The organism is Phycicoccus avicenniae (assembly GCF_050496545.1).
Lineage (GTDB): Bacteria > Actinomycetota > Actinomycetes > Actinomycetales > Dermatophilaceae > Phycicoccus > Phycicoccus avicenniae_A.
Genome location: NZ_JBNVZV010000031.1, coordinates 28,317 through 47,804, shown reverse-complemented (window position 1 = coordinate 47,804; position 19,488 = coordinate 28,317). Strand labels below are relative to the sequence as shown.

General features: G+C 71.2%; 23 protein-coding genes. 4 read left to right on the top strand and 19 right to left on the bottom strand.

All coding sequences use genetic code 11. The features are described 5' to 3' along the window. The 5 genes from ACQZ2A_RS19295 to ACQZ2A_RS19275 form a co-directional block, all read right to left on the bottom strand. Positions 1 to 432: hypothetical protein (locus ACQZ2A_RS19295; protein ID WP_430214270.1), on the bottom strand; the 432-nt coding region annotated here is incomplete at its 3' end. Positions 433 to 573: 141 nt separating this feature from the next. Further along, on the bottom strand, positions 574 to 1,038 hold the full coding sequence (locus ACQZ2A_RS19290; protein ID WP_430214268.1) for a TadE/TadG family type IV pilus assembly protein: 465 nt from the start codon (positions 1,036 to 1,038) through the stop codon (positions 574 to 576). Further along, positions 1,035 to 1,487, bottom strand: coding sequence for a TadE/TadG family type IV pilus assembly protein (locus ACQZ2A_RS19285; protein WP_430214267.1), 453 nt, complete (start codon positions 1,485 to 1,487; stop codon positions 1,035 to 1,037). The genes ACQZ2A_RS19290 and ACQZ2A_RS19285 overlap by 4 nt, the downstream gene beginning before the upstream one ends. A 38-nt stretch (positions 1,488 to 1,525) precedes the next feature. Then, entirely contained in the window at positions 1,526 to 1,912 is a 387-nt protein-coding gene (locus ACQZ2A_RS19280; RefSeq protein ID WP_430214265.1) for a TadE/TadG family type IV pilus assembly protein, read from the bottom strand. A gap of 9 nt (positions 1,913 to 1,921) precedes the next feature. Next, positions 1,922 to 2,140 carry a hypothetical protein gene (locus tag ACQZ2A_RS19275; protein WP_430214264.1) on the bottom strand — a complete coding sequence of 73 codons (219 nt, stop codon included), beginning with the start codon at positions 2,138 to 2,140 and terminating at the stop codon, positions 1,922 to 1,924. A gap of 170 nt (positions 2,141 to 2,310) precedes the next feature. Between ACQZ2A_RS19275 and ACQZ2A_RS19270 the strand changes: the two genes are divergently transcribed. From ACQZ2A_RS19270 to ACQZ2A_RS19260, 3 genes are all read left to right on the top strand, one after another. Then, the gene (locus ACQZ2A_RS19270) at positions 2,311 to 2,490 is read left to right on the top strand and encodes a hypothetical protein (protein WP_430214262.1); all 180 of its coding nucleotides are present in this window, start codon (positions 2,311 to 2,313) and stop codon (positions 2,488 to 2,490) included. A 166-nt stretch (positions 2,491 to 2,656) separates the two neighbouring features. Next, the gene (locus ACQZ2A_RS19265; RefSeq protein WP_430214260.1) at positions 2,657 to 3,103 is read left to right on the top strand and encodes a hypothetical protein; all 447 of its coding nucleotides are present in this window, start codon (positions 2,657 to 2,659) and stop codon (positions 3,101 to 3,103) included. Further along, positions 3,100 to 3,435, top strand: a complete 336-nt coding sequence (locus tag ACQZ2A_RS19260) for a hypothetical protein (RefSeq protein WP_430214258.1) — start codon at positions 3,100 to 3,102, stop codon at positions 3,433 to 3,435. Before ACQZ2A_RS19265 ends, ACQZ2A_RS19260 begins: the two co-directional genes overlap by 4 nt. 83 nt (positions 3,436 to 3,518) lie before the next feature. Here the strand turns inward: ACQZ2A_RS19260 and ACQZ2A_RS19255 are convergent, their stop codons facing one another. The 14 genes from ACQZ2A_RS19255 to ACQZ2A_RS19190 form a co-directional block, all read right to left on the bottom strand. Beyond that, positions 3,519 to 3,941, bottom strand: a complete 423-nt coding sequence (locus ACQZ2A_RS19255) for a hypothetical protein (RefSeq protein ID WP_430214256.1) — start codon at positions 3,939 to 3,941, stop codon at positions 3,519 to 3,521. Next, a complete protein-coding gene (locus tag ACQZ2A_RS19250) occupies positions 3,934 to 5,181 on the bottom strand; it encodes a hypothetical protein (RefSeq protein ID WP_430214254.1) in 1,248 nt (415 codons plus the stop codon). Before ACQZ2A_RS19250 ends, ACQZ2A_RS19255 begins: the two co-directional genes overlap by 8 nt. Positions 5,182 to 5,848: 667 nt before the next feature. Beyond that, entirely contained in the window at positions 5,849 to 6,460 is a 612-nt protein-coding gene (locus ACQZ2A_RS19245; RefSeq protein WP_430214252.1) for a hypothetical protein, read from the bottom strand. Between the two features lie 367 nt (positions 6,461 to 6,827). Continuing rightward, a complete protein-coding gene (locus ACQZ2A_RS19240) occupies positions 6,828 to 7,658 on the bottom strand; it encodes a hypothetical protein (RefSeq protein WP_430214250.1) in 831 nt (276 codons plus the stop codon). Positions 7,659 to 7,812: 154 nt separating this feature from the next. Continuing rightward, the gene (locus ACQZ2A_RS19235) at positions 7,813 to 8,661 is read right to left on the bottom strand and encodes a hypothetical protein (RefSeq protein WP_430214249.1); all 849 of its coding nucleotides are present in this window, start codon (positions 8,659 to 8,661) and stop codon (positions 7,813 to 7,815) included. A gap of 11 nt (positions 8,662 to 8,672) precedes the next feature. Then, complete coding sequence (locus ACQZ2A_RS19230) at positions 8,673 to 8,870, bottom strand: hypothetical protein (RefSeq protein WP_430214248.1); 198 nt, start codon at positions 8,868 to 8,870, stop codon at positions 8,673 to 8,675. A 193-nt stretch (positions 8,871 to 9,063) separates the two neighbouring features. Continuing rightward, a complete protein-coding gene (locus ACQZ2A_RS19225) occupies positions 9,064 to 9,621 on the bottom strand; it encodes a hypothetical protein (RefSeq protein WP_430214246.1) in 558 nt (185 codons plus the stop codon). Next, the gene (locus tag ACQZ2A_RS19220) at positions 9,618 to 9,962 is read right to left on the bottom strand and encodes a hypothetical protein (protein WP_430214244.1); all 345 of its coding nucleotides are present in this window, start codon (positions 9,960 to 9,962) and stop codon (positions 9,618 to 9,620) included. Before ACQZ2A_RS19220 ends, ACQZ2A_RS19225 begins: the two co-directional genes overlap by 4 nt. Next, positions 9,959 to 10,309, bottom strand: coding sequence for a hypothetical protein (locus tag ACQZ2A_RS19215; RefSeq protein WP_430214242.1), 351 nt, complete (start codon positions 10,307 to 10,309; stop codon positions 9,959 to 9,961). The genes ACQZ2A_RS19220 and ACQZ2A_RS19215 overlap by 4 nt, the downstream gene beginning before the upstream one ends. Positions 10,310 to 10,606: 297 nt before the next feature. After that, positions 10,607 to 11,059: a hypothetical protein gene (locus ACQZ2A_RS19210; RefSeq protein ID WP_430214241.1), complete on the bottom strand. Its 453-nt coding sequence runs from the start codon at positions 11,057 to 11,059 to the stop codon at positions 10,607 to 10,609. After that, positions 11,056 to 12,420, bottom strand: coding sequence for a recombinase family protein (locus ACQZ2A_RS19205; protein WP_430214239.1), 1,365 nt, complete (start codon positions 12,418 to 12,420; stop codon positions 11,056 to 11,058). Before ACQZ2A_RS19205 ends, ACQZ2A_RS19210 begins: the two co-directional genes overlap by 4 nt. Continuing rightward, positions 12,320 to 13,297: a type II secretion system F family protein gene (locus ACQZ2A_RS19200; RefSeq protein WP_430214237.1), complete on the bottom strand. Its 978-nt coding sequence runs from the start codon at positions 13,295 to 13,297 to the stop codon at positions 12,320 to 12,322. The genes ACQZ2A_RS19205 and ACQZ2A_RS19200 overlap by 101 nt, the downstream gene beginning before the upstream one ends. Next, positions 13,294 to 14,163 (bottom strand): type II secretion system F family protein, encoded by an 870-nt coding sequence (locus ACQZ2A_RS19195; RefSeq protein ID WP_430214235.1) that lies wholly within the window; start codon positions 14,161 to 14,163, stop codon positions 13,294 to 13,296. The genes ACQZ2A_RS19200 and ACQZ2A_RS19195 overlap by 4 nt, the downstream gene beginning before the upstream one ends. Beyond that, entirely contained in the window at positions 14,160 to 15,389 is a 1,230-nt protein-coding gene (locus ACQZ2A_RS19190; RefSeq protein WP_430214233.1) for a CpaF family protein, read from the bottom strand. Before ACQZ2A_RS19190 ends, ACQZ2A_RS19195 begins: the two co-directional genes overlap by 4 nt. A gap of 146 nt (positions 15,390 to 15,535) precedes the next feature. On the opposite strand from ACQZ2A_RS19190, the gene ACQZ2A_RS19185 reads away from it, so the two are divergent. Further along, positions 15,536 to 19,486, top strand: a complete 3,951-nt coding sequence (locus ACQZ2A_RS19185; protein WP_430214231.1) for an FtsK/SpoIIIE domain-containing protein — start codon at positions 15,536 to 15,538, stop codon at positions 19,484 to 19,486. Positions 19,487 to 19,488: the final 2 nt, after the last annotated feature.

Here is a 19,488-nt window from a genome sequence, read left to right as displayed (position 1 = left end):
ATCCAGACCGGCGCACGCGTCGATCACCTTCTGCGCCGCGATCGTGCCCACCGCCCCCTCGACCAGCAGGTCACGGGTGCGAGGGAACCGCTGTCCCAGCACGGCACCCAACGTCACCTTCCGCCCCGCGACGCCCTCGGTCAGGCCGGCCTCGAGGCAGAACATCACCGCCGACATCTGGTCCACGAACCCCACCGGGTGCACCCGTTCGGCCGGGCCATCACCCGAGAGCCGCGTCTCGAACCGCGCACCCCACGAAGCAGCCACCGCCACCAGAGCATCGGCCGCATTCGCCAACCCCTGCGCCTCCCCGGCGAGCTCGAACGCGTCCTCGGACGACAGCAAGTGACCCGACTCGACCAGCTCACGACCCAGCCGCGCGCACTCCTCACGCAGTGCCGCGATGCGGCTCGAGATCGTCCCCCTGTCCATACCTCATCGTACCGAACAAGCGTACGATCGACAAGGGTTTTGGTAACCCAATTCCCCTGCGCATCAAACCTTTTGGCTCATATTCGGGAGCATGCAAACCGTTGCTCCGAGGTCTGGGCCACGCAGGGAACGTCCTCGGCCTCAGGGCACGACGAGGTCGGAGCGGGCCCGGGACGTCACGTGGATGGTGATGCGCACCCCGAGCTCACGCAGCGCTGCGCCGACCATCGGCAGCTCGGCCTCTCCGGTGAGGTCGACGACCGCCGTGCGACCGTCGGGGCTGCCAGTGCCCGTGCCGAGCCGCCACCCCACGACCCCGGTGGGTCGTTCGTGCCCGCCGACGTAGGCCGCCGCCCGCTGCCGCACGGACGCGTCACTGAGGGGAACGGACGCACCGACCCCGCTACGGTACGCGGAGTCGTCGAGCGCGTTGGCCGCCGAGAGGGCCGCGCCGTCCGCGACGTCGAGGAGGCGCATCCGAGCCAGGTGCGCCGAGGTGACGGCCACCGTGCCGGCGATGAGCATCATCATGACCACCGCGAGCCCGAGCACGTACACGGTGATGGTGCCCCGCTCGTCGCGACGGACGCTGCCCGGCGGGGTCACGGGAAGCCTCGGAAGCGGTCGACGGTGGAGATGTGGGAGGCCGACACGGGCACGCTCATCGGGACGGCGTCGCGGACGAAGGCCGGGACGAGGGGTAGGGGCACGCGCACCGTCGCCGTGGTCTCGACCCGGCCGTCCGGCCGCAGGCACGGCGTGCCGTCGCAGGCGAGGGACACGGTGCCGACGTCCTCGAAGTGCTGGTCCAGGAAGGCGATCCGCGCCGCGGCGCGGGCTCGGGCGGCGGCATCCTCCCCGGTGTCGGCCGTCACGTAGGCCCGGCCCGCCTCGCGGGACGCCTGGCTCACGGCGTAGGCGCCGGCCTGGACCCGGCCGAGGAGCAGGACAAGGTAGACGAGCGGGATCAGGAGGAGCACGGCCAGGGTGACGAACTCGACGACGGCGCTCCCCCGCTCGTCGCGCCGTCGGGACCCCACGACTTCGCGGGCCACACGTCGCGACGGGATCCGGCGGCCGCGCCGCGGCGTCCTCACTGGTCCTCCTCGAAGGCCCGGCCCACGACGTCGATCTTCCCCTCGGGCCCGAGCAGCCCGAGGACCGGCACGGGCGCGACCACCCTCACCTCGACGACCCGCACGCCGTCGACCACGGCCTCGCGCGAGGTGACCGAGCGCGCGTACCGCGGTGAGAGCGAGGCGGAGACGAGCTCCTGGGTACGGGCCACCGCCTGGCCCGGGACCGCGTCGGCCCGTGCACCGGCACGTGCGCCCTCGGAGGCGCACGAGATCAACGTGTTGCGCGCGTGCAGCGCGAGGCCGAGCTGCATCACGGCCAGCACGAGGGCGAGGACGAGCACGGACACCATCGCGAAGTCCGCGACGGCGGCTCCCCGCTCGCTCCGTGGCTCGACGGGCACGGCCGTGGCTCAGCCGGTCACCGAGGACAGGGCGTTCTTGAACAGCGACACCAGCTGCTCGCGGGCCACCGCCCAGAGCACCGTGACGAGGCCGGCGGTCATCAGGGTGATGAGCACCCACCCCGGGACGTCACCCCGCTCGTCGCGGGTGGCGGCCCGACGTTCGGCGCGGCCGAGCAGGTGGAAGACGGCGACGTGGGCTCGGGCCGCTGCTCTTGTGGGGGTCATGGTCGGTCCTTTCTCGGGGCTCGGGTCAGAGCGTGAATCGGAAGAAGGCGAAGCCGGGGAAGACGGCGAAGAGCACGGTGACGGGGAGGATGAGGAAGACGACCGGGACCACAAGTGCCACCCTCTCCCTATTCGGTGACAAGGGGTCACCGACTCAGGAAGGAAGCACCATGCGAACCAGCCGAAGCCTCGTCCAGATCACCGCCGCCGCCGTGGCTGCCGTCGGGTGGGGAGTCCTGCTGACTCACGGCGTCAACCTCGTGCGAGCGGACCGCATCTACGGCGTGGCCTTCCGCGACGGGCTCAAGGCCGGCGGGTCCATCGCCCCGACCGGCACACCCGCGTCGTGACCTGCACCGACTGTCCGGCGCCGTCTCGCGGGCCCGTGGAGGCCCGTGGAGACGTCCCGGCGCACACCTGCCGCCAGTGCGGCGAACACTGCGCGATGACGGCTCACGTCGCCGCGCACAGCGGCGGCGAACCGCGCCGATGACCAGCCCTCAGAGAGGAACCAGCATGAGCACCACCACCCAGACCGCGCCCGTCCCGTCCGAGGTCGAGGACATCCAGCGACGCGCGGCCGCGTTCCTCGCGGAGTACGCCGCCGTCCCGGTCGAGGACCGGTCCTTCCTTGACTCCCACCACCGACGGATGGAGGCGCTGCGGGACGAGCTGGATGCCGTCAACGCGTCCCTACCGGCTCCCGTCGACTGCCCGTCCTGGTGCAACGCCCATCACGCGGGCTACGCCCTGCACAGCGAGGACAACGTCATGGACGGCCCGCACTGCCGACGCCAGGCGCAGGGGGACAACTGGTACTTCGACATCGACGAGAGCAACGACCCCGAGCTGGGGCGCATCACGTTCGCGCCGATGGAGTATCGGGAGCTGACCCTGGAGCAGGCCCGCGCGTACGCCGTTGCGGTCCTGGCGGCTCTCGACGCGGTGGAGGGGGCCAAGTGAACGCCACGGCCCAAGTCCGCGCCTACCCGGTGTGCCCCGACTGGTGCACCGACCACCAGTGGCCCCAGAACGAGGACGAGGGCGACCTCCACATGGCTACCGACCGTCGCGGGGCATCGTCGAGCCGCCTGCGGCCCGAGTGGCTGGTGGGCATCGGGTTCAGCGCAGACACCGGCGAGAGCCACGACGCCCCCATCGACTGCGCGAACGTCGACCAGCTCACGCCAGCACAGGCCAGGGCGCTCGCTCGGGCTCTCCTCGACGCCGCAGCGGAGGTCGAGGCGTCCTGGGCCGTCGAGGCTGCTCGCGAGGCGCTGAGGGGCCAGCACTGAGCCCCGTTTGACGCGAGCTCAACCGTACGACGCTCCCTCTCGCTGAGAGGGAGCGTCGTTGCAAAAGTGCACTACGACAGCCTCTAGACGCCCTGCTCATCGACGGCGTAAAGGCATCCGCGAGCCAGGGCGGCATCGCGCAGAATCCGAGCCGCTCGCTGACGCTGCTTCCGTTCGAGCGGACGGAAGTCGATCGAGGCATGATCCTCGGGGGCGCCATCGAGTCCGCCGTCATCCCAACAGGACATTGGGATGGTGGCCGCCTCGCCCACCGCCACGCCATAGGACCCCATGGTCTGTAGCCCATTCGCCTGATGGCGTTCGCAGCACTCCTGCGCGGAGACATGTCCCCTGAGGGTCGAGAGGAGATAGCCCTCGTCGCCTGTGGGTTGGAAGGCGGTGAAAAGAATGCCTTCGACCTCATCCTTTCGAGTCGGATGAACCTGCCGTCGGAGAACCTCGTCGATATCCGTCAGCAACTTCGAGCCGGCAACTGGCTCAGTCACGCAACACCCCCCTTTCCACAAAGTCAAGGAGTCGGCTCGCTCGCCATCTTTCTTCAGAGTCGCTCAATGCGCCCGAGACTGTGTCATCAACGCAAAGGTAGAGTTTGTGGCCGGGCTCGATTTCTGCGGAGAAGACCACACCCTCCCGCCTCCACTCAAGGAACGCGTGACCTTCATGCGTAGAAGCAAGCGCCAAGTGGACGTCCACATCCACAGCCAGTGGCAAGAATTCCTGTAGATCCGTAGCAACATCATCAGCGAGCGCGGCGGACCCTGGCCCGTGCCAGCCGGCAGCGAGTCCGTGAATTTCTTCGAACCTGCGGCGCAATCGCTTCTCTTTCCACGGGCGCACGACCTGGATCGATCCTACATCCAGCAGTCGATCGAAGTAACCCCTTTCGTCCAGAGTGGCCACGCCCGAGACCCGCACGTCCGGAGCCGTGACACCATCCTCCGCCATACTCTGCCGAACTTGAGAGGCCAGCCCCGGCACGTACGATGGGAAGTGACAAACAATCCGTCGATCGGATACGGCGTCGCGAAGTTCAAAGCGTTGATACCGGCTGTCGAACTCAACAATCACCCCCTCCGCCGACGCTGCCACCGGCCCAGTGTCGGGGGCGGAGCTCAGTGCAGCGTCAATGGATGCCAGCGTCGCGTGGACTTCCACGTCCACAAGCGCAACCCTATGTTGGGCTGGATCGCCAACGCGAAGGCGCTCCTTTCCAGTGAGCGTCGAACCCACCTTTCTTACGGATCGGCGCTCACGTGGAGACAGGTCCCTCACGCTCGAATCGTTATTTACGGCGACCTGCTGAAAAACTGTGGTGAGGCGCTCTCGCGCCAGGTCGAACACGTCAAACCACTCGTCGTAATCGGCGCTTGCATAAGCGCCAGTTCGATTGAGAAACACCCGTGCTGTGGCGCTTCCCCCGTCCACACGTACCAAACGAAGGTCGAAGGCATCGTCAAAGCCGCGGGGCACCCGCTGGCGGTCCTCGTGCCTGCTTAGGTATATCTCTCGAGCGATCTCAAAAAGGGCCTCGCGATAATGAGAGACCTCGAGGGCCGACTCGGCCGGCATTCCCCTTGCATCAAACCGCTTACCAATGAGTGAGAAATCGGCGAACCAGCCATCATCCGAGTCCGCGGTCTCCGGGCTAGGCGCGGTTGCCGCTCCGGATCCTGATTTGTCATCCCCGCTCCCCATGCTCCGGAGGCTAGCAGCGACGACTGTCATGGGGGACCCTTGCGGGAGCGTCATCACAGGAAGCGCACGTCCAACGTGGACCTTGGCCGTGGCCACGTTGGCCGCGATGCTCTACGTCTGGACGTAGAGCAGGCCGTACCGTGCGCAACGTCCTCGAGAGTGCCGTTAAGGGCACCTCGGGGTCGAGCGCTCGGTAGGTCTCGCAAGGCAAGGAGCAGCGGAGGCCCGCCCGAGCCACTAGCGTGAAACGAGTGCCACGGACATCCAGCACTCGACTGGCTGGCCCGGCGTCGAGCTGGAGAGTCTGCTGCGCTCATCGCGCCCCGGTCGGGAAAGCACGTCGACGCCGTAACCGGGCGACCTGCGACTACGGGTCGTTTCCGCGAGCAACGCAGCGCCCGGCTGCGACAGACCTCGCGCTCGAAGTGGCGAGCGAGCGTCAGAGGCGTCGGGTCGAAGCTCGACGCCGCGGACTCAATCGTCAAGGAGATCGCCGACGCGGAGGGCGTCAGTGGCGAATTTCCGGACGTCTGCCGGCGCCCGACTTCGTGACTGCCCGTGGTCGTCACGTATGGCTGCCAGCGACAGTCGACCGCTGGCTCGAGAGCAACCAACGCCCGTCACACGTGTGCGACGGGCGTGCGGTGCTCGGTGCTGGTCGCTGAGCCGGCACGTGGCGCACGCGCACCGTGGGCAATCAGTAGCGGTTCTTCGGTGGCGGCGGCTCTCGGTGAACAGCAGGAGCCACAGCATCGCGTCGAGGCTGGACGTTGTTCCAGCGCCGCCACCTGACCCCGTGCTTGTCGACGAAAGACACGTCGATGCTGACGTCCATGTCGGTAACCATGAGGGGCCGTTGCGCTCCAGGTTCGCGGAACTCAACCTCAAACTCGAACTCGGTGCCGGCGGTTAGCGTCGCAGCCGAGTAGCGCCCGAGAACCCTGTACTCGTAGTCGTGAGGCTGACGCGGTCCCGTCAGGTACGCAGATTCCAGCGTCAGGGCGAAGATCGGTTCCTCCGACGCGTTCAGCACCCTGGCCCATGACGTCGGATGCCCAGCGCCGACCCGCGTCGTAACCAGCCGAGCCTGATTGGCTAGTTCATCTTGCCGAATCTCCTCACGAGCAGCGGCATCCTCGTCAGCCCGTTCCTGAGCGCGCAACGCTATGCCGTGAGCTTCCTGTGCGGTCTGCCGTGCTCGTCGGCCTTGCAGCAGTGCCACGACAACCGCCGCCGCAGTGAACGCCCCCGAGAACCACGTTCCAACGTCGCCCCACTGCACCTGTCCCACCCAGCACTCCCCGTTCATGCGCGGGAGCCTAGATGGCCCTCACAGTTGAGCAACGTGCGGGGGCCGTCGAGTCTCGAAGCCCACCCTGGGGGGTAGTACTCGGCTCGTCATCTAACAGGACCGCTGGGGAGGGGAGAAAACCTGCGTGAGGGTTCAGTGATTCTCTTGACGTCAAGATGTCTGAACCCTCCGCACCTCCGAGACACCTCCCCGGCGGTCCTGTGCGCCGCCGGTCAGGGGGTCACCCCCCACCCCTGTGGTTGGGCAGCCGGCTCGGGCGCTGGCGGGTCTGCGGGGATGGAGGTCGTTCTCGACCCTCGTCGCCATCGTTCCCGCGTCGCGTCGACTGCGGCGGGTGACGTTCACGCCCGAGCCGGGGGTCATGTCAGGCCGCCCCGTAGGTGGCTTGCGCCTGTTCCTGACGCATGGCGCGCTCTTGGATGCGCTGGCCGTACTGGTCCCACCATCGGGCGTCGGCCTCTTCGACTGTCGGTAGCCACGGCGTGCCGAGCGCGGCGTCGGTGACCAGCCACAGCAGCCGCGCCTTCGGGTCGCTCGGAGCGGCGAGCTGGGGGACGGGAGTGGTCGGCGCGAGGTCGGGATGCAGCGCGAGGCGGTCGCGGAACTCAATGAAGAGGCCGCTCTGGTCGTGGGTGGGTCGGGCGCCGGTCAGGCGCGTGCACATCTTGCGGGCGTGCCATAGCGCCTCGTGGCGCATCGTGAGCTCTCCCAGCCGCTCATAGGCCTTGCGGACCTTGGCCGGTGCGTTGAGCAGGCCGTGCAGGTCCAGGGATGTGCCGTCGAGGTCGGCCGCGACCTGCCGCACTTCCTCGAGCAGGGCGTCGAACGCGGACCGCAGATGCTCGGTGACAACGCCGTCCGCGAGTTCGACCGCCGTACGCACGGCCTCGGCGGCTGAGAGCTCGAGGGTGGCGAGTGCGATGCCGGATGCCTCGGTGCTGTCGCCGTGTCGGGTGGCGCCGGCGCGGACCTTGGCCGCCAGGGCGGCGAGGTCCACGGGACCGCCCGCGGTGAGCGCGGCCAAGGCGTCGTCGGCGGCGTCCTGGCGGGTGAAGCCGGCGACCTCGGGCGCCTGCAGCTCGGTCGCTCGCCGGTAGGTCTGGACCGTCTGAACGATCTGCTCAGGGAGGGTGTAGCGGCCGGTGTCCTGACCGTCCACTAGGGCGGTGGCGTAGTTGATCGTGCTTGGGATCATGAGTCTGTCTCCTTGTCATCGTGCTGGGCGGCTGCGCTGGCGCCGAACAGGCGCTGGCTAACGTCATCTGTGGGGTGCTGGCGGCGTTCTCGGTAGGCCTCGAAGGGGTCCCAGCCGGTGGCGGGCGCCTGCTCGTCACTGGTCTCGGGGGCGGTCATCCGATCAGCTCCCGCCACAGGTGGTCCGGGCTGGCAGGCATGCCGCCAAGGTGGCGCACGGCGCTGATGGCGGTACTCCAGGCGTCGCGGACGTGGGTGCGCTGCTCGAGGCCGGTGACGTCGGCCAGCCCGATGGTCAGACCGTCGGTGGAGGCGAGCGCGCCCCACTTCTCAACGCCGGTCGCAGCAGGGCGGGTGCCGGTGGTGAGGAGGACGTGACCGCCCTGCCAGGAGTCGATGAGCTGTCCTAGCGGGGTCCACTGCGCCTCGACGGAGTCGGTGCGAGCCGGCACCGTCGGGAGAGCAGCAGCGAGCAGGACGTTGCGGCTGTCGGCGTCAGGCTCGTGCAGCAGGTTGCCGAGGACGACGCGGATGCTCAGGATCTGGTCGAGCTGGGCGATGGAGCGCAGGAGCTGGGCGTGCTCGGCGGCCTGCTCATCGGTGCTGAACCCGTTGAGTTCGGAGGGAGCGGAGAGCCAGACTCCGCGGAAGTCCTTCCATGCGTGGGCGAAGTCGGTCTGGAGCGCGTTTAGCCAGCCGGGGACGGCGGCACGGGTTGCGGCGAGGGTTCGGCCGGCGAGGACGTCGCGGGCCTTTTCGATCGCGGTCTGGAGGTCCATCTGGGCGCGGGCGTCGGCGGCCATCTTCGTCAGTGACGCCTTGAGCTTGGCGGGGTCGGTGGAGATGGCCCCGATCTTGGTGGGCTCGAGTGCGAGGGCTTCGAGCTGACGCTCGCAGGCGTGCGCCTGGGTGACTGCGTCCGGAACGTCGTAGCCGCGGACGTTGACGGCGGCGAGGGCGTCGACGGCGCGGCGGGTTTCGATGGCAAGCTGCATGTCGGTCATGGGGTTCTCCTTCAGAGGGCGTCGTTGATGAGCCGGGCGAAGGCGTCGCCCGGTGAGGTGGTCAGGGGGGCGTCCTTGCCGCCCTGCGACAGGTCGGGCTTGGGGGTGCCAGGGGTGTCGTCGGTGACGGTGGGTTCTGCGGGCGCGGGCGTCTGTTGGGTCTGCTGTGCGAGCCAGGCGGCGAAGTCCTCGGCGGGGGTGGTGCTCATGAGCGGTTCCTCTTCTTGGCGGGGTCGGCTTCGGTGGCCGCTAGGGCGGCCGTGTGGGGGCAGTGGGGGTGAGAGGCGCGTCCGCAGCGGTCGCAGATCCACATCACGGTTCGTGCCTTGCGTCGGACGCGCACTCGCACGCCGTTGACGAGTGCGACGGCGCTGGCGTGGCTCCAGCCGATGACGTCGACCGTCATGCCGCACCGCCTTCGTTGACGAAGCTGCTGGGCTGGGTCTTGTCGGTGGTTGCGGTAGTAGAGAGAGAAGAGGGGCTGAGCACGGAACGTCCGCAGTTGTTGCGGACGTTCTCCGGCGAACGTCTAGCGTCGTTGCGGACGTTCGTGGCGAAACGTCCGCTGTCGTTGCGGACGTTCGTTCCTGAGCGCTTCGTGTGGTCGCGCTTGCATCGCCTGTCGGCGGACCCCTTGCCGCCCTGCACGTCGTGGCTGCTGACCACGAGGCAGAGCAATTGGCTTCCCTCGGCAAGGAATCCGAGCTTCATCGCTTCCTGCACGGCCCGCCAGACGACGCGGCGCTCGGGGAGGCTGCCGTCCTCGCGCACGAGGTGATAGGCGAGCTCTCCGCGGTCGAGGTTCGCGTGACCGTTCGCGGCGTGGAGTGCATAGGCGACGAACGTGACCCGCAGGTAGTCGGGGAAGCGTGGCTTGCCCGCCATCTCCTTCCAGTGGTCCTGGGCGTGAGCGGACCATGAGCGCTCGCCAAAGTCGATCTTCTTCTCGCCCCGGCTCATGACGCCTCACCGACCTCGAGCAGTGCGAGCTGCCCGTCGACCGGAACCTCGATGGTCTGGGGTCCTCGGATTGGGGTCTGGCGCGGTGTCGGGTCAGGCTCGGCCACAACGTAGACGCCGCGCATGCGAACGGCGATGCCGGCGGCCTCGGCTCGCGCGACGATGTCGGCGACGCGGTCCTCGTGGATGAACCACCCGCGCAGACGATTGGTCCACATTGCTGGGATGCCCTCTTCTCGCAGCCAGTCCCTCACGTTGCCGCGCAGCAGGCGGTGCGGCTTGGGCGAGTCGGGCAGGGAGTAGACGAAGACGATGCGTCGGACCGGTCGGGAGATGGTCATGCGGACCGCCGCCCCTCGCGCACTGGGCCTCGGAGGAGCCGTTCACGCTCTGCAGCACGACTGGGGCTCTCAGCGGGCGCATCGGGCGTGCCGGCCATGTTGTGCACGATCCGGACGGCCTGCTGCCACAGCAGCGCCTCGGCACGCTCGGCTTCCGCCTGCTCTGCCTTCCGGCCCTCGATATAGCCCGACCTGCGCCCGGCCTCCCACCCGCAGGAGTAGGCGTAGCTGACCGTGTCGAGCCGATCGAGAACATCGGGCTGTGTCACACTGGAGATGTCGTAGCCGCCACGCATCGACTCGGGAGCCGCCTTCGGGCGGCTTTCCTCATGAGGGGGTCCGTTCATGCGGCGCCGCCTCGCAGGAGCAGCGCTAGCCGGTCACGCTGCTCCGCCGTGAGCGGCGGCGCCGCGGCAACCGTGCGCTGGATGAAGTCCTCGAGTTTGGCGGTGGCGTACTCACGCGCGGCGTCGTCCTTGTCGGGGGTGCGCCAACGTGCGCGTGCCGCAGCACGACCGTGGAGAGAACGCAAGGAGGACGGTGACCCGGAGGAGGGCATGGCGAACCTTTCGGTTCGGCGCCCTGCACGGTTCCGAGTGCCTTCGCAGGCGGGCAATTATGCCCATGCTAGGGCATGGGTATGACTAGATCAGGGAGGGCGCGCCCGGATGCCCCTGCTGCGTGTCGCCGACCTCCTCGACGATGTCGACCGCACTCACCACGCGCAGCCGGCATCGGCAGTTCATCGGGAGTCCAGCCGCTCCCTCCCACTCGACGAGGTCGAGCACGTCGAATGTGCGACCGAACCAATGCCGCTCTCCATCAAGGGTGTTCTTGAGACGAGCGCTTTCGACGGAACTGGAGAGATTCGTGCCAGGTGCCAGTTTGTAGCCCCCAGTCCGGGCAATCAACCGCCCGCCTACTCGGATGACCGTCGCAAGCTTGCAGCCTCGCCGCGCACAGATATACCGGTGCACCACAACACGATTGAGAACGCCGGCATTCTCAAGACTCTGGTACGCCGAGTCAAGGGCACGTCCACGATCCTCATGCTCTGCGAGCAGGGTCGTGAACCACACATCCAACTCGTCCCTCATGCCTGTCTCCACTCGATCAGCACCTGATCGGGGTCGAAACGCACACCCTTGCCTGCCGGGAGGACTCGCACGATGGCGAGCGTGTCGATGACTGTGCGCAGGGTGCGGACGGGGAGGTCCATCAGTGACGTTCGCACGTCGACCGCGATGGCGAGCCGTGCCAGCGGTGTCGCCGCAACCGCGTGCTCGAGCTCCCGCTCCACGTCATCGAGCTCAGCGGCGAGCTTCGTCGCCTGTGCCCTGACGGCCTCAGCGCCGAGGAGCCCGTCAGCGAGGAGGCCGGCCAAGCCGTCTCGCCGTTCGCGGATCTCGACAGCGCGCTCGCGGAGAACGTCGAGGTCGGTGTCAGGAGAGAACAGGGACGCTGCATCCGAACGGGAGAGCCGTTCGGACACGATCCCGAGGACCACCTCGTCGACGTCCTCGAGCCCTCTCCCCATGTAGCAGCGACGGCACCTGTAGATCATGCGGCCCGAGGGAGACGGCGTCGCCCACATCGGCTCATCGTCGTTGCCGCAGCGCACGAGGCCGGACAGGAGCCACTTCAACTCGGTCGACGGCGGCGCCATCTTCCGAGACGGGTCACGCAGTAGAGCGCCGACACGGTCGAAGGTCTCGGCGTCGAGGATCTGCGGCCCCCCGTCGCCGAAGTCCTCCCCTCGGTAAACCACGCGGCCGACGAGACGAGGGTTGAGCAGGGCTCGCCGCACGGAGGTCACAGACCACGGCTTGCCCACGGTGGTCGTGACGTTCCGAGCGTTCATATCGCGCGCGACGCTCGCGGTCGTCTCCCCCGCCAGGACCGCCTTCGCCGCCTGTCGGAGTTCGTCGGCCTCGATCTCCACGACGTAGACGTCTCGCCCATCACGGTCGAAGCCGAACGGCCGGCGCGTCCAGAGCACGACCCCGGCCTGTGCCCGCTGCCGGTTAGCGGCGATCTGCCTTGCCGCCTTCTGCTCACCCTCGTATGAGGCGACTGAGCCCAGCAGGCCCGCCATCATCCGGCCGGCCGGGGTCGAAAGGTCGAGATCAGAGGAGCGCACCGTGGCGATCTTGAGTGTGCGGTCCTGCGCAATCTCGACGAGGTCGACGAGGTCACGCAGACGGCGGTAGAGGCGGTCTGTGTGCCAGGCGATCAGGACGTCATGTCGGCCGGCCTTGAGGTCCGCAAGCAGGCGCATCCACTCGGGCCGGACCTTGCCGCTCGTCGCACTGCGGTCGTTGTCCTGGTAGACCTCGACGACCTCCCACCCGTTGCGCTCAGCCAGCTCGCGACACTCGCTGAGCTGTCGGGAGACAGCCGTACCCTCGCCGGAGCGGTCGAGGCTCTGACGGGCGTATATCGCCGCACGACTGGTCATGCTGTAAAGGGTACCTGTTGACAACAGTGACCATCATCGCGATCTCCTTGCGGCCGCCGGCCTCCAACAGAGCGCGCCGCCCCTCCTCGCGGACGTCCTGCGCCTGGGCCCGGAGCACTTCCGCGAGGGGCGTGCCGCGCTGGACCGCGACGACGACACCGTCGACGAACCGGCGCAGGCTCGGGAGGCCGGTGCGGTCGGCCAGCCCCTGCAGCGCGGTCGGGAGGTTCGCGCCGGCTCGGGCGTCGGCCAGGCATCGGCGCAGCTCGTCGGAGAGCTCGCCGTGGGACAGACGGCAGACCCGCTCGAGGGCCCCGACCGCTCCCTCCCCGGCACCCACGGCGAGCGCGAGCAGCTCTGCGACGGTGGGGAACTCGGCGAGCATCCGGCGTTCGCGGCGCACGGCACGGGTGGTGAGCAGGTAGTCGGCGCCGGTGACGCCCACCCCGAAGCCGATGGCGGTCAGGAGGAGCACCGGCGCCACCGATCCGTCCCGGAACACGGCGATGAGGGTGGCCGCCGTGCCGCCGGCGAGGGCCCCCGCGATGCCCCAGAGCACCTGCTCGGCCCGGAAGCGGTCGACGTCGGGGGCCACTCCTGCACGCAGCTGCCGCTGCCGCACCGACGCGGAGCCGCCGAGCACGCGCTCGACGCCGTGCGCCAGCTCGCGGACCAGGGGGGCGGCGACCGTGCCGAGGATGCCGCGAGGGCCGCCGTCATCGAGGAGGCGCGAGGGGCGCGGGGTGTCGCGAAGGTACGGGAGCACCCGGTCGGCGAGGCCGTGGCGACGGTTGCGCGGGAGGCCGGTCCACACGAGGAGCAGCCCCACCCCCGCCACCAGGCCCAGCAGCGCGCCGTCACGCACGAGCCCGCTCACCGGAGCACCCGCTGGTCCTCGGGCAGCCGGCCGATGCGCACCATGAGGGCGTAGGCCACGGCGGTGACGGCGGCACCCACGAGGAGGACGCCGGCTCCCACCCCCGTCGCGTAGGCGGCGACGGACTCCGGGTTCGTCGAGAGCATCGCCAGCACGAACCACGGTGCGGCGACGGCCAGCCGGGCGGCGTTGACCGTCCACGACTGGCGGGTCTCGAGCTCGGCACGGGTCCGCGCGTCCTCCCGGAGGAAGCCCGACAGCGTGCGCAGGAGGCGGCCGAGGTCGCTGCCCCCGACCTCCCGGGCGATCCGCAGGCTCTCGACGAGGCGGTCCCCCACCGGGTCGGCCAGCCGCGCCTTGAGGCGGTCGAGGCAGTCCGAGAACCGGCCGGTCAGGCGGTAGTCGTCGGCGAACCGGGCGAACGGTTCACGCAGCTCCTCGGGGCCCCGCTCCCCGAGCTGCCCCAGCGCCTCGGGCAGGGCCAGCCCCGCACGCACCGCCGACGTGATGTTGTCGACGGCCTCGGGCCAGAGGTCACGCAACCGCGCCCGCCGCCGACGGGCCCGCCGTCGGACCACGGCCACGGGCAGGCCGCCGGCGATGGTGGCGAAGCACACCGCGATGGGCAGGACGCCGACCGTGAGCTGCACGATGGCCAGCACGAAGCCGAAGGCGATGGCGCAGGCGACGAGCAGCCCGCGCACGGACAGCCCGGCGAACCCGGCCTGCACGACCTCGTCGTGCAGCGCCGCCAGCGGCCCGACCCGCCTGCGCCGCACGGTGTCCCGTGGGGTCGGCACCCAGAAGCTCCACCACACGAGGAACAGGCCGACTCCCAGAACGAGCCCGAGCAGCACCCCGGTCACGTCGCGCCCCTGGCCAGCAGGGCCGCGACGTCGTACCCGGCCCGCTCGTAGCGGTCGGCATGCGGCGGGAACCCGTCGGCCCGCACGAGGTCCGAGCCCCGCCGGACGAACAGGTCGGCGATCTCGACGACGTCCTCCTCGGTGCGCCCCGGGACCGCGGCGATCTCGCGGACCGTCCGACGCCCGTCGCGCTCGAGCGCGGCGTGCACGACGAGGTCGATGGAGGAGGCGACGGTGGGGACGACGAAGCGCGCCGACACGTTCTCGCCCGCGAGCAGCGGCAGGGTGCACATCTTCGTCACGGCCTCGCGCGCGCTGTTCGCGTGGATGGTGCACATCCCCGGCAAGCCGGAGTTGAGGGCGATGAGCAGGTCGAGGCTCTCGGCCTGGCGCACCTCGCCGACGATGATGCGCGAGGGGCGCATCCGCAGCGCCTCCTTGACGAGCCGCCGCAGCGGGATCTCACCCGTGCCCTCGAGGGAGGGCTGCCGGCACTGCATCGCCGCGACGTCGCGGTGCGGGATGCGCAACTCGAAGACCTCCTCGCACGTGACGACGCGCTCGCGCGCGGGGATGGCGGAGGCGAGGCAGTTCAGCATCGTCGTCTTGCCCGCCTGCGTCCCGCCCGCGACGAGGATGTTGAGCCCGGCGGCGACCGAGGCCTCGAGGAAGCGCGCCGCCTGCGCGGTGAGCGTGCCGAGCCGGACGAGGTCGTCCATCGAGTCCGCCTTGACGACGAACTTGCGGATGTTGACGAACCAGTGCTCGCGCGTGATGTCGGGGATGACGACGTGCAGCCGGCTGCCGTCGGGGAGGACGGCGTCGACGAACGGTGAGCTGAGGTCGACCCGACGCCCGGATGACTTGAGCATCCGCTCGACGAGGTCGCGCACCTGCTCGTGGTTGAGCAGCGTGTTCGTGAGCTCGGCGACGCCGTCGCGGGCGACGAAGACCCGCGAGGGCTCGTTGACCCAGATCTCCTCGACGTGCGGGTCGTCGAAGTACTGCTGGAGCGGACCGTAGCCGACGACGCTGTCCCACACCGCTTTCGAGGCCGAATCGAGGTCCGGGAGGACGGGCATCCCGCCGTGCATCGACCGCTCGTCGTAGTCGCTCACGGCGTCGCGGACCAGTCGGCGCACGGCGTTCTCGTCGCGCACCGGGTCCAGCCCCGAGCGGCGGATCAGCTCGCGGACCTCCCCCTCGAGCGTGCGCACGGCGTCCACTCCACAGCCCCCTTCCCGGCGGGGCGACGTCCTCGGCCCCGCGCGCTGGGCCCTAGACAACCCCATCCGGAGCATGCGCGCACCCCCTCTCCCGGACCTGTGGATAACTTCGCGGCGCTGTCGGCCACCCGACCTACGGTCCCTCCATGGAGATCCGGATGACGGTGCACACCCCACGTCGACGGCCGCAGCCCGTCGAGGTCGTGGTGCGCGCGCGCCGACCGGAGCCCGTGTCGACCCTGCGCGCCGCCCTCGCCGACCACCTCGGCCGGCCGGTGGAGCACCTCTCGGTCCAAGGCCGGTCGCTCCCCGACGAGGCCGTCGTCGGTCTCCCTCCGCTCCTCGACGGCGTCTCGCTCGCCGTGGACGTCGGCGACCCGCGGTCGGCGCCTCCCGCGGACGCGACCCCGTCCGTCCTCGAGATCGCGGCCGTGGCGGGACCGGATGCCGGCCGCAGCCTGCCCCTCTCCCCACCGGGCCTGGTCGTCGGGCGTTCACCCACGGTCGGGCTGCGGCTGGACGACCCCGCGCTCAGCCGCGAGCACTGCCGTTTCGACGTCGGGCCCGACGGCGTGCGCGTCGTCGACCTCGGGTCCACCAACGGCGTCGAGGTCGACGGGCGGCCGGTGTGCGGCGAGGCGACGGTCGACACCGCGTCGGTCGTCGTGCTGGGGTCGACCACCCTGCGGTTGCGGCGGAGCGCCTCCCCCGGGATGCCGGTGACGCACCCGGGGGACGGGACCGCGGTCGTCGAGCCCGTACCGTCCCCGCCGCCGGAACCCCCGGCCGGGCGGGTCGTGGCCCCCCGCGCCCCGGAGCCACCGCGCCGCGGGCGCATCCCCTGGGTCGCGGCCCTCGTCCCGGTCCCCGTGGTCGGTGTGCTCGCCCTGTTCTTCGGGCCGCAGGTGCTCGCGTTCGCGCTGCTCGGGCCGGTGATGGTCCTCTCGAGCGGGCTGGGTGACCGCGTCGGCGGCCGGCGTCGCCACCGCCGGGAGCTCGCCGAGCACCGCGTCGCCCTGCGGGAGCACGACGAGCGGCTGGCCGCGGCACTCGACGCCGAGCGGCGCCTGCGGCACCTCGCCCATCCCGACCCCCACCGGGTGCTGGCGCTCGCCACCCACCGTGGCTCGGGGCTGTGGGCGCGCCCCGGCGACCTCGGCGTGCGGCTCGGGCTCGGCACCACCACGGCGCGGACCCGGGTGGTCGACGAGGACGGCCACGAGGACGGTTGCCGCCTCCGGCACGCCCCGGTCGTCGTCGACCTCGACGCCGTCGGCGGGCTGGCCGTCGTCGGCGACCGGGCCGTGACCGGTGCGGTGCTGGCGAGCCTCGTCGGACAGCTGGTGGTGCGCAACCCGCCGTCGGCCCTCGCGCTCGAGCACACGGCGGCCACTGAGGACTGGTCCTGGCTCGACCTCCTGCCCCACCGCGGGTCGGGCGGCGGACGGCGGCTCCTCGTCGTCCCCGATGCCGCGGCACCGGACGTCGCCTCGGCGGTGGCGGCCGTCCGGTCCGAGGGTGGGATCGTGCTCGTGGCCGCCCCCGACGACTTCACGGTGCCCGACGCGTGCCCTGTCCGGGCCCTCGTCGTGGGTGGCGGCGCCGTGCAGCTGACGGCCTCGCACGACGAGCCGACCGACGGGAGCGAGGTCGTGGCCGACGGGGTCGGGCCGGCCTGGCGCGAGCGTCTGGGACGGGCCCTGGCCCCGGTGCGGGAGGGGTCCCGCGGCGGTCGGAGCCTGCCGTCCGGGCTCACCCTTCCAGAGCTCCTGGGCCCGGAGGTGCTGACGCCCGCGGGGGTGCAGGCGCGATGGTCCCGCTCGACCGGACCCACCGCGACCGTCGGTGTGACGGCCGACGGACCCCTCGCCCTCGACCTGCGGCGGGACGGCCCGCACGTGCTCGTCGGCGGGACGACGGGGTCCGGGAAGTCCGAGTTCCTCCGCACCCTCGTCACCGCCCTGAGCCTCGACTCGCCGCCGGAGGCCCTCTCGCTGCTGCTCGTGGACTTCAAGGGAGGCGCGGCCTTCGGGTCGTGCGCCGACCTGCCGCACGTCGTTGGTCTGGTGACCGACCTCGACGAGCACCTCGTGAAGCGGGTCCTCGTGTCGCTGGAGGCCGAGCTCCGTCGCCGCGAGCGGGTTCTCGCCGCCACCGGGGCGGCGGACCTCGAGGACCACCGGCGCCGCGCCGCGCCGGAGCACCGGCTCCCCCGACTGGTCGTCGTCGTCGACGAGCTGCGCGCCCTCGTCGACGCCAGCCCCGAGGCCGTCAGCGCCCTGGTGCGGCTCGCGGCGCAGGGCCGGTCGCTGGGCATCCACCTCGTGCTCGCCACCCAGCGGCCGGCGGGTACGGTCACCGCCGAGGTGCAGGCCAACGTCAACCTCCGCCTGGCCTTCCGGGTGCGGGACCGGGCCGACTCGGTCCACGTGGTCGAGGACGAGTCCGCCGCGCTGCTGCCTCCCGACGTGCCGGGACGCGGCGTCGCCTCCGGTGGCGACCGGAGCACTCTCCCCTTCCAGGCCGCCCTCGTCGTGCCGGCCGCCGCAGAGGGTCCTTCGCTCGTCGTCACGAGCGGGCTGCTCACCGACGTCGGTCCGGTGGCGCGTGCCGAGGACCGCTCCGTCGAGGTCGCTCGCGTCGTCGACGTGATCCGCCGAGCGCACGCGGGCGTCGGCGGCGCGCCTCCGCGCAGGCCGTGGCTGCCGGCGCTGCCCGCGGTCGTCGCCGCCGCCGGCGTCCCGCCCACCGCCGTGGCGCTCGTCGACGAGCCCGACCGTCAGCGGCAGGTGCCGTGGGGCTGGGCCCCGGAGGCGTCCCTGTGGCGGGTGGTGGGGCAGCCGCGCAGCGGCCGGTCGACCGCTCTCGCCCGCCTCGTGGGGGCGGCGGCGGCCGGCCACCCGCCGGGACGACTCCACGTGCAGGTGCTGGCCTCGGACCCGCGCGCGCTCGGGCTCGGTCACCTCCCGCACGTCGGGACGGCCGCCGCGCTCGATGACCCCCAGGCCGTCGAGGCGGTCCTCGACCACCTCGAGCAGCCGCCCGGTCCGGACGACGCCGCGCTGCGTCTGCTCGTGCTCGACGGCTGGGACCGCCTGGTCGACGCCGAGGACACCCGGGCGCCGGCCTCCCCGAGCGAACGCGTGCTCCGGCTCGCGCGCGAGGGCGCCCGCCTCGGCGTCCGGTGCGTGGTCTCGGGCGGGCGCGACCTGCTGCGGCCGCGGTGGTCCGGGCTCGGCGGGGAGGTCCTGCTGCTCGGACCGGCCGACCCGGTCGACCTCACCCTCCTGGGGCTGCCCGCCGCGTCGGGTCCGCGCCCGCCGGGCCGGGGGACCCGCGGGAGCGACGGGCGCGAGGTGCAGGTCGCCCTGCCGCCGAACCACGACCCGCCACCCCGGGGCGCGGCCCACGGCCCGCGGCCCTGGACCTACCGACCGCTGCCCGAGCGGGTCACCCGCGACGTGGCCGCCGAGGGGGCGCCCGGGTGGTTGGTGGGGGTGTCGGCGCCGTCGGCCGAGCCCTGGTCGTGGCGGCCGGACCTCCACGGCCGCCGCCTCCTCGTGCTCGGTCCGTCCCGCTCGGGCCGGAGCACCACGCTGGCCGCGCTGAGCCGCTCCGCCCGCGCCGACGGCCGCAGGGTCGTCCTCGTCCGGCCGGGTGGGCGCGCGGAGCCGGCGCCGGACGGCGTCGAGGTGCTCGGGCCGGACGACGCGGAGTGCCTCGTCGCGGCCCGCCTCGCCGACCCCGACCTCCTCGTCCTCGTCGACGACGCGCCGCGGCTCGACGACACCGCCGTGGCACCCGTCCTCGACGAGCTCGAGTCCGTGCTCGACGACGCCGGCGGTGCGCTCGTGGTCGTGACGACACCGGCCGCGCTCGGGGCGCGCTTCCGGGGACTGGACGTCACGGTCGCCCGGCACCGCAGCGGCCTGATGCTCCGTCCGGCGCCCGACGACGCCCCGCTGCTGGGGATGGCCCGCACCTCGGTCCCGGCCGACGACCGCCACCGGGCGCCCGGCCGAGGGGTGCTCGTCCTCGACGGTCGGGGCGTCACCCTCCAGGTCCTCACCGACGAGCCGGCCGCGCTCGTCCGGTGACG

What these genes read in the sequence shown, in the direction of transcription:
- ACQZ2A_RS19275 (WP_430214264.1), bottom strand. Translation starts at nt 2,140, where the DNA reads ATGACCCCCACAAGAGCAGCGGCCCGAGCCCACGTCGCCGTCTTCCAC.
- ACQZ2A_RS19270 (WP_430214262.1), top strand. Translation starts at nt 2,311, where the DNA reads ATGCGAACCAGCCGAAGCCTCGTCCAGATCACCGCCGCCGCCGTGGCT.
- ACQZ2A_RS19265 (WP_430214260.1), top strand. Translation starts at nt 2,657, where the DNA reads ATGAGCACCACCACCCAGACCGCGCCCGTCCCGTCCGAGGTCGAGGAC.
- ACQZ2A_RS19250 (WP_430214254.1), bottom strand. Translation starts at nt 5,181, where the DNA reads ATGACAGTCGTCGCTGCTAGCCTCCGGAGCATGGGGAGCGGGGATGAC.
- ACQZ2A_RS19245 (WP_430214252.1), bottom strand. Translation starts at nt 6,460, where the DNA reads ATGAACGGGGAGTGCTGGGTGGGACAGGTGCAGTGGGGCGACGTTGGA.
- ACQZ2A_RS19240 (WP_430214250.1), bottom strand. Translation starts at nt 7,658, where the DNA reads ATGATCCCAAGCACGATCAACTACGCCACCGCCCTAGTGGACGGTCAG.
- ACQZ2A_RS19235 (WP_430214249.1), bottom strand. Translation starts at nt 8,661, where the DNA reads ATGACCGACATGCAGCTTGCCATCGAAACCCGCCGCGCCGTCGACGCC.
- ACQZ2A_RS19230 (WP_430214248.1), bottom strand. Translation starts at nt 8,870, where the DNA reads ATGAGCACCACCCCCGCCGAGGACTTCGCCGCCTGGCTCGCACAGCAG.
- ACQZ2A_RS19225 (WP_430214246.1), bottom strand. Translation starts at nt 9,621, where the DNA reads ATGAGCCGGGGCGAGAAGAAGATCGACTTTGGCGAGCGCTCATGGTCC.
- ACQZ2A_RS19220 (WP_430214244.1), bottom strand. Translation starts at nt 9,962, where the DNA reads ATGACCATCTCCCGACCGGTCCGACGCATCGTCTTCGTCTACTCCCTG.
- ACQZ2A_RS19215 (WP_430214242.1), bottom strand. Translation starts at nt 10,309, where the DNA reads ATGAACGGACCCCCTCATGAGGAAAGCCGCCCGAAGGCGGCTCCCGAG.
- ACQZ2A_RS19210 (WP_430214241.1), bottom strand. Translation starts at nt 11,059, where the DNA reads ATGAGGGACGAGTTGGATGTGTGGTTCACGACCCTGCTCGCAGAGCAT.
- ACQZ2A_RS19205 (WP_430214239.1), bottom strand. Translation starts at nt 12,420, where the DNA reads ATGACCAGTCGTGCGGCGATATACGCCCGTCAGAGCCTCGACCGCTCC.
- ACQZ2A_RS19185 (WP_430214231.1), top strand. Translation starts at nt 15,536, where the DNA reads ATGGAGATCCGGATGACGGTGCACACCCCACGTCGACGGCCGCAGCCC.